Source organism: Bifidobacterium sp. LH_416 (assembly GCF_056357055.1).
This window is the reverse complement of sequence record NZ_JBKEVJ010000002.1, coordinates 503,967-517,525: the sequence shown is the minus strand read 5'-3', so window position 1 is coordinate 517,525 and position 13,559 is coordinate 503,967. Positions and strand designations below refer to the sequence as shown.

Genomic DNA, 13,559 nt, shown 5'->3' with positions numbered 1-13,559 from the left:
ATGGCGGCAACGGCACGTAGCATTCGATCCGGTTCTTCGGCATCGCAGCGCCCCCAAGCCAAGTCGCAGGCGAGCTCTCGTCCGCAGCTGAGGGTGATTACCAATCCTCACGGTGATGAAGCGAGCAACGTATTCGGCCGTGTCCTCGAATGGACGAGGACACGTACCGCACCAATGGTGCATGTGGTCATTGCCGTGGTGTTTTTGGGCGCCACCTTGCTGGGCGCTTTGATGCTGCGAACCGAGATGGTGCAGAACTCCTTTGAAGCCGCAGAAGTCAAAAGTCATATCAATGTGCTGACTCAAGACATTGAGGATGATCAGGCACAACTCGATCAATTGGTTGCTTCGCTGCCGGATAAGGCGAGCGAAATGGGCATGGTCTCCAAAGGCGGCGCAGTAACCATCGACCTTCAGGGATACCAGCAGCCGAAGGACGCGGAAGGCGGAGCACAGTGAAGATCATTTCCCGCATCATACGGTTCGCTAAGGTGAAAACCTTTGCGACCAAATGCATCGCGATTGGCCTGGCTTTAGCATTCGTGGCTTCGCTGTGCGTGGGGCAGTTGGCGTCCATCCAGCTTATTGATGGACGTCAGATGGCGCAGGCCGCCACGGCTTCGCGTACATCTCGCGTGACGCTCAGCGCCAAAAGAGGCCGTATTTTGGATGCCAATGGCACTGTGCTGGCGCAAAGCGTGGAAAGGTACACGATTGTAGCCAATCCTGAAGCTGCTCAGGAATTCACTCCGATTACCTGCAATAAGAACAATCAGGATTACTGCCATCAAATCGATGGCAAGCCGGTTGGAGTCACAGGTGCTGCCGCAGTAGGACGCTTACTGTCCAAGGAGCTGGGCATCAGCGCGATGGAATTGGGCGCTGATCTGTCGATTAGCGGCCAGTACGTTATTTTGAAAAAGGACGTGACGCCGCAGGTCAAGCGCAGCATCGATGACCTGAACCTTGGCGGTATCGTCTGGGGTGAGCTCAGCAGCGAACGCATCTATTCAGACGGTGATCTGATGGGTTCGTTATTGGGCGGCGTCAATGATGAAGGCACTGGTGTGGCCGGTATCGAGCAGATGGAAAACAAAGTGCTCACCGGTACCGATGGTCATCAAACCTACCAGCGTGGCAATTACGGCGGTGAGGAAATCCCCGGCACCATGACCGAATCGGTGGCTGCCAAGGATGGTTCTGACGTGAACCTGACTATTGATCGTGACGTGCAATGGTATGTCAAGAAGATCATGAAAGAAGCCAAGTCCACGTACAATTCGCCGTGGGTTATTGGCGTGGTTCAGGATGTGCAGAGTGGAGAGATTCTTGCTCTTGCCGATAGCGACGAAGTCGATGCCGGAACGGATGAGGCGAAGCTGGGAGCTTCGCGTGCTGTTTCGGAAACCTTTGAACCGGGTTCGATTGGCAAGCTGATTTCAGCTGCAGGATATCTGCAAACCGGCGAGCATAAGATGACTGACAAGTTCACGGTGCCGAACTCGGTGACTGACAACGGTCAGGATTTCAAGGATGCATTCACTCACGGTGACATGCATTGGACCCTGGCCGGTATCTTGCAGAAGTCCTCCAACAACGGCATGGTGCTCGCTGGCAAGAACTACACGGATGAACAGCGTTACGAATACCTCACCAAGTTTGGCATTGGCCAGTCCACCGGATTGAACCTGCCGGGCGAATCCAACGGTGTGCTTACTGATCCATCGTCTTGGGATTTGCGTACGCGCAACACCGTGCTGTTCGGCCAGGGTTATACGGTTAATGCGCTGCAGCTGACCAATGTTGTGGCCACGCTGGCTAATAAAGGTGTGCGTCAGCAGCAGTCGATTATTAAATCGACCACAAATGCGGATGGCAAGACCACTGAAGTGAAGCATGGCGAGGCCACGCGAGTCGTCGACGAGCAGGTGGCTGCCGACGTGATGAATGCTATGGAATCCGTGGCGGAAGACTATAGCAAGTTCGTCAAAGTCGATGGTTACCGCATGGCCGCCAAGTCCGGTACCGCTGAGGTGCAGGGCGATAACGGTACCCTGAGCTCCATCATCTCCGATTACTCAGTAGTGATTCCTGCCGATAATCCAAGGTTTGTGGTTACTGTAGTGATGAAGGATCCGCAGGGCTCCTACGGCGGTTTAACGGCTGGTCCTGTTTCCGCCCAGATTTGTGAGTTCCTTATGCAGAAATACGAGGTGCCGGTATCAAGCCCACGTACAGATGCTATTCCAGTCACGTGGTGATGATGAGAATGGTGACTATGGAAGAAAGGCGTTAGCCCATGAGCGCGGTGAGCGAAGCCATTTCCCAACGTATGACGTTGGGCACGTTGGCTGAGAAGTATGGTTTCGATATTGTTCCGCAATTCGCGTCCAATGTCACCATCACATCTCTGAGTGATTCCTTGGACAGTGTAGGGCCGGGATCGTTGTTTGTATGCGGCAATCGGACTGCTGAATTAACCCATGCGGCACAAGCTGGCGCTTATGCCGCATTGTTGCCTCGTGCATTCCAGCATCAATGCCCGCAGGCGGATATTCCGCTGGTTTTTGGCGAAATCAATGATCACGTATTGGGAGATATCGCCGTCACGTTAGCCGGTTCACCGACCAATTCGATGGCTGTATTCGCTGTATCCGGTGATGATGACGACGAAATCAGCGCCAATGTGACACAGCTGGCCGATTTCCTGCATATGCTCGGTAATCCGGTGGCGGTGATTGATTCACGCGGTTCCACTTCCATGACGCGCACGTTGAATCTGTCATATCCACTGGGTGTTCTCGACATGCAGCGCACATTGGCAGTCTGTGCGGAAGATGGCGTCGCCGCAATGATCATCGCACTGAATCCGGCAACAGTGCACAACCATGCGTTGGAATCCGTCAACGTCGATGTGCTGGGAATTGAGCACAATATGTCGAATCAGGATGTTTCCGCGCTGAAGACAAAGTATTCCTTTATCTCGGACCGTGATCTTGTGCTGACTGGTACGACTCCGGAATCCGACGATCTTGCCCTGGAATCTCCCGTTGGCTACGACCGGATTCGGGCAGGGCATATGTCTTTGGCCATCGCGATGGTACTGGCGGCCGGTGTACGAAAGAACAATGTGCGCAGCGCATTGAGGGTAGCGAATAATCTTAATTAATCATCCGCGGTGCCGAGGAAGCGCCGCCTGGATTGCAAGGAGTGGAAAACATGGTTCCGATGAGTGTCGAGGAAATCGCACAGGCGGTTGACGGACGTGTCATCGCCGGTGATGGTCCCGCGGCCGCCGCAACAAGCGCTGTCAGCGATTCGCGGCAGGTGACTGACGGCTCGGTATTCGTAGCCATTAAGGGCGAGCGTGTTGATGGTCATGATTTCGTAGGTACCGTGGGTGCTCAAGGTGCTGTAGCGGCCATTGTGGATCATGAAGTGCCCGCACACGGGCTTGCCCAGATCGTAGTGGAGAACACGGTTGACGCATTGGGCAAACTGGCCAAGCACAATATCGAGCGTCGCCGTGAACTGCCGTCAGGCTTCGACATCATCGGCCTGACTGGTTCTGTAGGCAAAACCACCACCAAGGATTTGCTCTCAGCGCTTATGGCCAAGATTGGCCCGACTGTGGCTCCTATCGGATCCTTCAACAATGAGATCGGTTTGCCGCTGACCGCACTGAAGATTGATGAGCACACCCGATTCTTTGTGGCGGAAATGGGCGCTAACCATTTGGGGGAGATTGCACGCCTGACGCGCATCGCCCCGCCCAATACCGCGGTGGTGCTTAAGGTTGGCGTCGCGCATTTGGGTGAGTTCGGATCTCGCGAACGCATCGCACAGGCAAAAAGCGAGATTGTTGCAGGCCTGCTGCCTGACGGCGTTGCCGTGCTGAACGGCGACGACGATCATGTGGTTCCCATGGCGGCAATCGCGCCGGCACAGGTGATGTGGTTCGGCAAGAATGGCGGCCATGAGCCTGAGGTGACGGCAACGGATATCACCGCTGACACGGATGATCATGCCGAATTTACACTGCATGCTTCAGATGGAACCCATGTACGCGTGCATCTCGGCATTCCTGGCCTTCACAACGTTATGAACGCCTTGGCTGCGGCTACCGTGGCACTGCGATATGGCATGACGTTGGAGGATATCGCTCAGGTGCTTCACGAACAGCGCACTATTAGCCCTCACCGCATGGCGCTGTCTGAAGTCACCCGTGGGCAATCGCATTTCACACTGATTGATGATTCCTTCAATGCCAACCCGGATTCGATGAAGGCCGGCCTTGAGGGGTTGAAGGCTTGGACTTCCAAAGACGGCGGTAAGCCGTTCCGCGTTGCGCTGCTCGGAGCCATGCTTGAACTTGGTGAAAGCGAGAAAGACCTTCACCAGTCCGTGGGCCGCTTTGCTGCAGAACTCGGCCTGGATGCCATTATCGCTGTTGGTTCCGATAGCGATGAACATCTGCACAATATGGCTCAGGCTTTGGCCGAGGGGGCTAGAGGCGTGGCAGAGACCTCGGTAGACTGTGTTGAGAATATTGATCGTGCCGAGCAGCTGGTGTTGGATTTGGCTGCGAAGCATCCGGATACGGTTGTTTTGCTTAAGGGCTCTCATGCGTCAGGCTTGAGTGCACTGGCGGAGCGTTGGTCAAAGAACTAGATAACGAATTAATTAGGAATTAGGTGCCAATCCACCGACAAGAGGAGAGAAACCACTCGTGATTGCTCTGATTATTGGAATGCTGGTGTCGTTAGTCGTCACCCTAGTGGGCACCCCTATGCTCATCAAGCTTGTGCACACACTGCATTACGGCCAATACATTCGTCAAGATGGTCCGAAATCGCATCTGGTCAAGCGCGGTACCCCTACATTGGGTGGCGTAGTCATTAACTTCGCCATTCTACTGGGTTGGGGTTCTTCTGCGCTGTACCGATACCTGCATTCGGGAGACACCCCATCATGGTCCGCAGTGCTTGTGCTGTTCGCAATGCTTTCCATGGGTGTGCTTGGTTTTATCGATGATTTCGCCAAGGTCCGTAAGAAGCAGAATGAAGGCTTGACCGTTGGCGGCAAATTCGTCGGTCAGTTTATTTTTGCCACGATTTATGCGGTATTGGCATTGATCATTCCTACGAAGTCAGGATTCCCGAGCGCGCAGCCGGGCATGAGCTTCATTGAGAAGCCGTTCTTCAGCTTTGATTTCGCAGGCCGAGCAGTGGCTATTATTCTGTTCGTCATTTGGGTGAATTTCCTGATGACCGCGTGGACGAACGCAGTGAATCTGACTGACGGTTTGGATGGCTTGGCAGCAGGCTCCTCCATGATTTCCTTCACTGGTTTTGGCGTCATCGCATTCTGGGAAAGCTACCACATTAAGGGCGGCGGGCATGAAGGCTACTCATACGCGGTTTCCGATCCTCTTGATTTAACGATTATCGCTATCTGCGCAGCCGTGGCCTGCTTCGGATTCCTGTGGTACAACTCGAACCCTGCATCGATTTTCATGGGTGATACCGGTTCGTTAGCTTTGGGTGGCCTGTTTGCAGCACTGTCCATCGCCACGCACACGGAATTCCTCACGGTGATTCTCGGCGGCTTGTATGTGATGGAAGCCATGAGTGACGTTATCCAGGTGGGCTATTTCAAGCTAACGCATAAGCGCGTATTCAAGATGGCGCCAATTCACCACCACTTCGAATTGAAGGGATGGACTGAAACCAAGGTTGTGGTTCGATTCTGGATGATTGAGCTGCTTTTTGTGCTGTTGGCGCTTACTGTGTTCTATGGCGACTGGGTAGCTCGCTCCGGACTTCTGTTTAACTAACGGAAAAGAGCGAGACGGCCTATCCCGTCTTGGTGATTGTTCGGTGATTGTGTATTGGGAGGAATGATGCAAGTAGCGGATAAGACAGTGGTAATCGCCGGACTGGGAGTATCCGGAACATCGTTGGCACAGGTGTTGGCTGAGCGTGGTGCCCACGTTATTGGCGTTGACGAACGCAAGCCCGAAGCTGATTTGCACTCCTTCGACCAGGTTGATTGGGGTCGAGTGGATTATGTGATGGCCTCTCCGGTGTTCAATCCGCGTACTCCGTTCATTCTTGAAGCACAGCGCCGCGGTATTCCCGTAATGAGCGAAGTGGAATTCGCTTGGCGTTTGCGTGTGAACAATGAGCGCACCGGGCAGCCTGCACCTTGGATTGGCATCACCGGAACCAACGGCAAAACGTCCACCACCGAGATGACCTCGGAAATGCTGAGCGCATGCGGCATGGATGCGCCTACTGCTGGCAATATCGCTTCCGGAGACATGTCCATGAGCTTGTCTCGCTGCGCTACGAATCCTCACCATGATGCACTCTGCGTGGAGCTGAGCTCGTTCCAGCTGCATTTCACGGATTCCTTGGAATTGGATTGCGCGGCAATCACCAATATTGCTGATGACCATCTGGATTGGCATGGTGGTCGCGAAAATTATGCCGCCGACAAGTCGAAGGTGTTTCATAACGCCAAGCGCGCCATCGTCTACAATGCGCAGGATGCAACGGTGAGCGCACTGGCACAGCAGGCGCAGACTGCCCCCGGCTGCCGTAAGGTAGGTTTTACCTTGGCTGTGCCGCAAGCTGGTGAAATCGGCATTGAAGATGGCTGGATTGTCGATCGAAGTGGCGTCGCCTCCGGCACGGTTGGTGAATCAGTCAAACTTGCTCCCATTGCGGAGTTCACGCATTTGATGGAGCCGGATGGCACGCTGTACCCGCATTTGGTGGCTGATGCGTTGACCGCTTTGGCGCTTGTACTTGGACTGGGCGCTGATGCAGCAACCGCATTGAAGGCGTTGAAGGCATTCAAGCCTGGCGGGCATCGTATTGAAACTGTGGCACAAGCACAGGTTCAGGGTGGTTCCATTCGATTCGTTGATGATTCCAAGGCCACGAACGGCCACGCTGCGAATGCTTCCCTTTCGAGCTTCCCTGCAAAGTCGGTAGTTTGGATTGCCGGCGGTCTGGCTAAGGGCAGCCGTTTTGAACAGCTTATTCACGATCAGGCTAAGACCATTAAAGCTGCCGTAATCATTGGCAAGGACCAGGAGCCAATGCGAGAGGCTTTTGCCAGCCAAGCCCCTGAGATTCCGGTAACGTTTATTGATCCTGCAGACAACGCAACTGTTATGGAGCGTGCCGTTGAAGCCTGTGGCCAATATGCCCAAGCTGGTGATGTGGTGCTGATGGCCCCCGCTTGCGCTTCCATGGACCAGTTCAAGTCCTATGCCGACCGTGGCAACAAGTTCGCGGCAGCAGCGAAGACCTGGAGCGAGGTGCATGGCCTCCAATGAGTCTCCCGCGCGTCGTGTACGCGCATCACATGGCAAACCGGCTCTGACCATTACTGATTACACGGGCTGGAGAAGCTTGCTGAATCCGGTATGGTGCTACCACGGTTTTCGTACCGCTGTGGTAGGCCTTACCTGCTTCGGCATTATCATGGTGTTCTCCAGCTCCACGGTGTCTATGGCGGCGCAAGGAGTGTCTCCGTTCCTGCGCTTAGCATCACAGAGCGGCTTCTGCGTTATTGGCCTGGTTCTCGGCTTCATTGTTATGATGTTGCCGCTGCGTTTTTGGAAACGTTTCGGCATCTGGGCCATGTGGATTGCCATTGGTCTGCAGTTTCTGACGCTTACTCCACTGGGCGTCGACGTATACGGCAACCGAGGTTGGCTGAACCTAGGATTTACCACTATTCAGCCTGCTGAATTTATGAAGTTCGCGGTATGCGTGTGGCTACCAACCTCTTTGTACGCGTGTAAAAAACGGTACCGTAAAGACGGCATCAAGGCATATACAAAGCCGTTGCTGATTTATGGTTTAGGTTTAGCAGCAGTGATTGCCGGCAAGGATCTTGGTACCGCCATGATTATGCTGTTCATTGGCTTCACGGCGTTCCTTGTTGCCGGGTTCCCCGGTAAATGGATGGTCGCAGGCATTATCGCAGCCGTCGGATTGGTTGCAGCGCTTGCTATATCCAGTCCAAACCGTATGCGAAGAATCCTGGCTACGTACGGGGATTGCTCGGCGGCGGATGCGCAAACCGTGTGCTACCAGTCGATGCATGCCAAATATGCAATAGCATCAGGCGGTTTTCTTGGCGTAGGCATCGGTAATTCACGCGAAAAATGGAACTATCTGCCTGCCGCTCACAACGATTTCATCTTCGCCATTATCGGTGAGGAAACCGGTTTTGTAGGCTGCATCGTGGTGATCATCTTCTTTGTGATTCTTGGATGGTGCATGATTGCCGTGGCCTTGCAGGTCACCGACCGGTACGTATCCATGGTGCTGATGTGTGTCACCATTTGGCTGGTTGGCCAGGCCATGGTCAACATTGGTGTGGTTGTTGGTGTGTTCCCGGTTCTGGGTGTGCCTATGCCATTCGTCTCGGCAGGTGGCTCATCCATGGTGATGTGCTTGACCGCGGCCGGCCTTGTTGTGGGGCTTATGCGATGCCAACCGCAGATTAACCAATCTCGTCAGAATGTGTAGAGTACACTCAGTAACCATGACTCAAGGAACACCTCATATAGTTCTTGCCGGTGGCGGTACCGCTGGGCATGTCAACCCTTTACTTGCTGTGGCTGATGCCATTCGAAAAATCGAACCGGACGCGCAGGTTACCGTTATCGGTACGGCTGTAGGATTGGAAAAGGATCTCGTGCCGAACGCAGGGTATGAATTGGACACTATTGAAAAAGTGCCATTCCCACGTCGCCCCAATCTCTATATGCTCAAGTTCCCGGCAAAGTGGAAGCGCGAAACCGCCAAGGTGCGCAGCATCCTTGAGAAAAGGCACGCTGATGTTGTGGCAGGCTTCGGCGGTTATGCGTCAGCGCCGGTATATGCGACGGCCCATAAGATGGGGATTCCAATCGCCATTCATGAGCAGAATGCACGTGCGGGCATGGCCAATAAGCTTGGCGCCCGCTGGGCTGATTTTATCGGTACCGTGTATGACAATACCGGATTGAAGCCGGCGTCAGATGCTCGTATGGAGCGCGTTGGTTTGCCTCTGCGCCCGGCAATCGCTGCACTTGCTCAGCGCATCGAACATGATAGGGGAGCGGTTCGTCGAGAATCGGCCGAACTGCTTGGCGTTGATCCGAATCGACCGCTGGTGTTGGTGACTGGTGGCTCTTTGGGCGCACAGAGCCTGAATCGTGCTATCGCCTCTTCGGCTGCGGATTTGTTGGCGCATGCGCAGATTATTCACCTGACTGGTCGCGGAAAAAGCGATGAGGTTCGCGACTTGGTTTCCAAATCGGCAAAAGCCGACGTATTGACGGGGCTCGGTCTGGATTCATACGGTAAAGGCGATTATCACGTCGCCGAATATCTCGAACGTATTGATTTGGCGTTCGCCTGCGCTGATCTGGTGATCTGCCGAGCTGGAGCAGGATCGGTTTCTGAACTGGCCGCATTAGGTTTGCCAGCCATTTACGTGCCATTGCCTATCGGCAATGGTGAGCAGCGTTTCAATGCCGAACCAGTAGTGCAGGCCGGTGGCGGTCTGTTGGTTGCCGATAAGGATATGACTCCAGACTGGGTTCACAACCATGTGCCTGAGCTGCTCGCAGACCAAAACCGTTTGGCTGATTTTGGTCGCAAAGCATGGGAATACGGCATTCGAGATGCCTCCGAAATCATGGCACGTCATGTGCTCAGCCTTGCTCATGGTCAGTCTGCCTGATTTGGCAGGGCCTGAGACGGTATGCAGGCATACAATATGTGGTCAGGAATAATCCTTCAAGGAGAGTCAATTGTCTCAAGAACAATCCATCGTGCTTGATCCCACGCATGCTGCGTTTGATGCGCAGGCAACCCCAGCTGATCTCGGTTCCACGCACTTCATCGGCATCGGTGGCGCGGGCATGAGCGTCTTGGCGGAAATGCTGCACGCTGAGGGCGTGCAGGTTGATGGGTCTGATCGAGAGCACAGCGCCAAAACAGACCGTCTCGAAGCCCTGGGTATCACTGTGGAATTCGGGCAGAAGGCTGAAAACGTGGTCGATGCGTCCACCGTGGTGTATTCAAGCGCCATTAAGCCTGATAATCCAGAGATCGTAGCTGCACACGAGGCTGGCAAGCGCATTGTGCATCGCAGCGATATTCTGGCACTGCTGATGAACGGCAAGCAGGCTGTTACTGTGGCAGGCGCGCATGGCAAGACCACGACGAGCTCTATGCTCGCTCATATTTTGGTGCATGCTGGGTTTGATCCCAGCTACGCCATCGGCGGCTCTATTCAAGGGCCTGATGGCAGCTCCCTTGACGGCGGACATGCCGGCGCCGGTTCGGTGCTGGTAGCTGAAGCTGACGAGTCTGATGGTAGCTTCGCAAAATATCATCCGACAATCGCTATTATCACCAATGCTGAAGCCGATCATTTGGACCATTACGGTGATGAGGCACATTATCGCGCCGCTTTTGTGAACCATGCCGAGCACGCGACCGGTCATGTGGTGATTTGCGCCGATGACAAGGATGCACTTGCGGTATTCGAATCGTTGCCGGCTGAAGTCAAGACGCATACCGTGGTGTACGGCACTACTCCGGAAAATCAGTTGCCTGATTTGGCAGGAGCGGCGCTGGTGGCTATCTCCTCTGAAAACGAGACTGCCGGCAGCGGTACTGAACAGCTGACGCTGGAATTGCCGGCGTCCGTGACCGGTGGCGAACCGATTTGCCAAAGCGTGGCTTTGAAGGTCCCCGGTATTCATAATGCGCGTAACGCTGCTGCTGCTATTACAGCTGCTGTGTTGCTGGGAGTAGCCCCTGCTGATGCAGCGAAGGCTGCAGGTAGCTTCCTGGGTGCGGCTCGCCGTTTCCAGGTGCGTGGCACCGTGAAGCAGGTCACCGTTGTGGATGATTATGCACATCATCCCACTGAAATTGCCGCTTTGCTGGATGCTGCTCGTCGCCGTTATCCGCAGTCGACGATTCGTGTACTGTTCCAACCTCACCTGTTCTCCCGAACCAAGTTCTTTGCCTGCGAATTTGCGGAAGCGTTGGCTAAGGCGGATGACGTTATCGTCACTGGTATTTTCCCCGCGCGTGAAAAGCAAGTGGACTTCCCGGATGTCGGTCCAGACACCATTGTGGACGCGGCTGAAGGGCTCAAGGATGAATCTCAGGGTACTTGGATTCAACCGGTGGACGATATGTGCCTAGCGGCCAAAATGATGGCTATGCGCGCCCATCATGGCGATGTGATCTTCACTGTAGGAGCCGGTGACATTACCGATATGGATCAGGTGCTGCTGACCGCTCTTGAGGCACATAGGGAGAGCTGCGAGTAATGGCCGGACGTACGGTCAGTTCTTCAGGCGCTTCAGATGCTTCAGGCAAGCGGAAAGCTCGCGTTGTTGAATCTCAGGCACAGCGTAACGCGGGAACGCGTAAGCCTAGGACTCAGCGAAGCGTGGTCTCACAGCCAGGCAAAGCCCCTGAAATCCAGGATGTTACGGTAGCCAAGGGTAAGGCCGGGGCTTTTGTTGACGCACGAACGTTACGCAGTGAGGATTATGTAGCGGAAACTCTCCGCCAGACAAGTGGTCCTCTCGGAGTAGCTTCACGCCCGAAAGTGGTGGATTTCAAGGCGCGAGCTAAAGAACGCAGAAAAGCAAACGCACGCGTGATTGCTGTACGTGCTGCCATTGCAGCAGTAGCGGTTATAGTGATTAGCGCATTACTATGGCTGCTGCTGTTTTCTTCTGTGTTCCGGCTGGAAGCGAATGCGATTAGCGTGTCTGGCGCCAATGAATGGGTGAGTAGCGCGACTATTCACAGTATTGCGGATAAACAGGCAGGCAAATCATTATTCTTGGTTTCTTCCAACGACGTTGTCAATCAGCTGAAAGCTATTCCAGGCGTCAGTGAAGCAAAAGTCTCCAAGCACTTCCCTAAGTCAATGAGCGTAACCATTCAGGCGCAAAAGCCTGCTGCCATGCTGAAAAGTGGGGACACGCTTACTGCTGTGGATGATCAGGCTCGAGTACTGAACTCGGTGCAAAAGAATGCCGATACCCAAGGCATACCGGTAATCGAGGTCAAAGATGTGGAGAAGAGCCTGAAGAACCGTTCGGTAAAGGGCGCTTTGACGATTTTGGCCGCGTTGCCTGAATCAATGCGTAAGCAGATTACCAAGGTTACTGTGGCAACTCAGGATTCGGTAACGACCACATTGAATGATGGCGAGCATGTGATTGTGTGGGGTGACTCCTCGCAATTAAAGCTCAAGATGGCTGAAGTCGATAAGATCCTCAACGATCCCAATGTAATCGGCGACTATAAGCAGGTTGACGTCTCTGCTCCAAGCAGGCCGATTCTGAAATAGGCTTGTACAGCAAAAAGAAAAGCGTCGTTGTTCTGATGAACAACGACGCTTTTCTGCATCTGGTGGAGGCGCGGGGAATTGAACCCCATCGCACCGGGTTTCGTGAACGGCTTGAAATGGCCGTTTTCCCTTACGGGAGTAGGGCTGAGCGGCTTTCCCGTTTTCCGTGCGTTTCACTGTTTTTCACCCGTTTTCAGAAAAAATGTGGGCAAAATGTGGGCAAAAAACGATGTGCGCGCAGCCGTGAATCGCGATTATTCACGGGACTGTATACCATTGCGCTACATGCTATTGAGAATCGATTCCGACCGATTGCAGACGCTGCTGCAGAAGCGCAGCGAGACCATCGGCTTCGGATCCAGGACGGCGCGAATGACGGGTTTCGTGGAAGGATGCTTCCTGATACTGTCCGCGTTCACTGTGGACATACCGCTATGGCTGGCGGTATCGTTCGGCGTCGCCGCGACAATCGTGACCCTGTATTCGCTTATCGGGCTTATCATTACATGGAAGAACGGCTATAACGCCGAGGAACTGTATCAGGAGCTGAAGGACATGGACCGGACGGAGAAGCACAGCAGCATCATCGCCATCAACGACGGCAACCGCTACCTTCTCTACCATGACAAGGGCTGGGATTGCGATTTCTTCCCCAATCACGCCACCGCGGACAGTGAGACCGAGAACCTCAGGCTCCTGACGGAGTACCTTTCCGCAGGATTCGAGATCCCGAAAAAGGATTTCACCCTGGTGAGGGTCACCGATGAGACGCACGAGAAGTATTCCACCGAGCATCAGGAGAACAGGATCTACGATTACACGCTGTACAAGGCGAACATCCTTCGAATGCCCGACGCATGGCGAGGTGAACGCTTCCATGTGGATTCCAAGGACTGCCGGTGGATGACCACCGAGGAAATGCTCTCCGACGAAACCATTCGCGAGAAGAACCATGATGTCGTGGCCATGGTCAGGGACCATGCATGATCATCGCCAACGCATGAATACAAGAAAACCGCCCCGCCCGGCGTGCAGCAGAAGAGCTGTGAGCCGGACAGGGCGGTTTCTTAATTTCGGGCGTGAATTATTCCATTAGGACTTGCCGGCGTGAAATAATCCACGGTTTTGAAATTTTCCGTGGTTTTGAAATTTTCCACGCC

At 54.1% G+C, this 13,559-nt stretch carries 11 protein-coding genes; all 11 read left to right on the top strand.

What is annotated here, in order from left to right; genetic code table 11:
- The 11 genes from ftsL (at position 1) to AC1AY0_RS06830 (ending at position 13,386) form a co-directional block, all read left to right on the top strand.
- The gene (ftsL, locus tag AC1AY0_RS06880) at positions 1-459 is read left to right on the top strand and encodes a cell division protein FtsL (RefSeq protein WP_476523115.1); all 459 of its coding nucleotides are present in this window, start codon (positions 1-3) and stop codon (positions 457-459) included.
- A complete protein-coding gene (locus AC1AY0_RS06875; RefSeq protein ID WP_476526097.1) occupies positions 456-2,261 on the top strand; it encodes a peptidoglycan D,D-transpeptidase FtsI family protein in 1,806 nt (601 codons plus the stop codon). Before ftsL ends, AC1AY0_RS06875 begins: the two co-directional genes overlap by 4 nt.
- A gap of 38 nt (positions 2,262-2,299) precedes the next feature.
- Entirely contained in the window at positions 2,300-3,169 is an 870-nt protein-coding gene (locus AC1AY0_RS06870; RefSeq protein WP_476523117.1) for a hypothetical protein, read from the top strand.
- A 50-nt stretch (positions 3,170-3,219) separates the two neighbouring features.
- Positions 3,220-4,671 carry a UDP-N-acetylmuramoyl-tripeptide--D-alanyl-D-alanine ligase gene (locus AC1AY0_RS06865; protein WP_476523118.1) on the top strand — a complete coding sequence of 484 codons (1,452 nt, stop codon included), beginning with the start codon at positions 3,220-3,222 and terminating at the stop codon, positions 4,669-4,671.
- Positions 4,672-4,729: 58 nt separating this feature from the next.
- Positions 4,730-5,836 carry a phospho-N-acetylmuramoyl-pentapeptide-transferase gene (gene mraY / locus AC1AY0_RS06860; RefSeq protein ID WP_476523119.1) on the top strand — a complete coding sequence of 369 codons (1,107 nt, stop codon included), beginning with the start codon at positions 4,730-4,732 and terminating at the stop codon, positions 5,834-5,836.
- A gap of 66 nt (positions 5,837-5,902) precedes the next feature.
- Positions 5,903-7,348 carry a UDP-N-acetylmuramoyl-L-alanine--D-glutamate ligase gene (gene murD / locus AC1AY0_RS06855; RefSeq protein WP_476523314.1) on the top strand — a complete coding sequence of 482 codons (1,446 nt, stop codon included), beginning with the start codon at positions 5,903-5,905 and terminating at the stop codon, positions 7,346-7,348.
- On the top strand, positions 7,335-8,552 hold the full coding sequence (ftsW, locus tag AC1AY0_RS06850; protein WP_476523121.1) for a putative lipid II flippase FtsW: 1,218 nt from the start codon (positions 7,335-7,337) through the stop codon (positions 8,550-8,552). Before murD ends, ftsW begins: the two co-directional genes overlap by 14 nt.
- A 16-nt stretch (positions 8,553-8,568) precedes the next feature.
- The gene (locus AC1AY0_RS06845) at positions 8,569-9,753 is read left to right on the top strand and encodes a UDP-N-acetylglucosamine--N-acetylmuramyl-(pentapeptide) pyrophosphoryl-undecaprenol N-acetylglucosamine transferase (protein WP_476523122.1); all 1,185 of its coding nucleotides are present in this window, start codon (positions 8,569-8,571) and stop codon (positions 9,751-9,753) included.
- 70 nt (positions 9,754-9,823) lie between these two features.
- Entirely contained in the window at positions 9,824-11,362 is a 1,539-nt protein-coding gene (murC, locus tag AC1AY0_RS06840) for a UDP-N-acetylmuramate--L-alanine ligase (protein WP_476526096.1), read from the top strand.
- The gene (locus AC1AY0_RS06835; protein ID WP_476526094.1) at positions 11,362-12,399 is read left to right on the top strand and encodes a cell division protein FtsQ/DivIB; all 1,038 of its coding nucleotides are present in this window, start codon (positions 11,362-11,364) and stop codon (positions 12,397-12,399) included. Before murC ends, AC1AY0_RS06835 begins: the two co-directional genes overlap by 1 nt.
- Positions 12,400-12,684: 285 nt before the next feature.
- Positions 12,685-13,386 (top strand): DUF1206 domain-containing protein, encoded by a 702-nt coding sequence (locus tag AC1AY0_RS06830; RefSeq protein WP_476523125.1) that lies wholly within the window; start codon positions 12,685-12,687, stop codon positions 13,384-13,386.
- Positions 13,387-13,559: the final 173 nt, after the last annotated feature.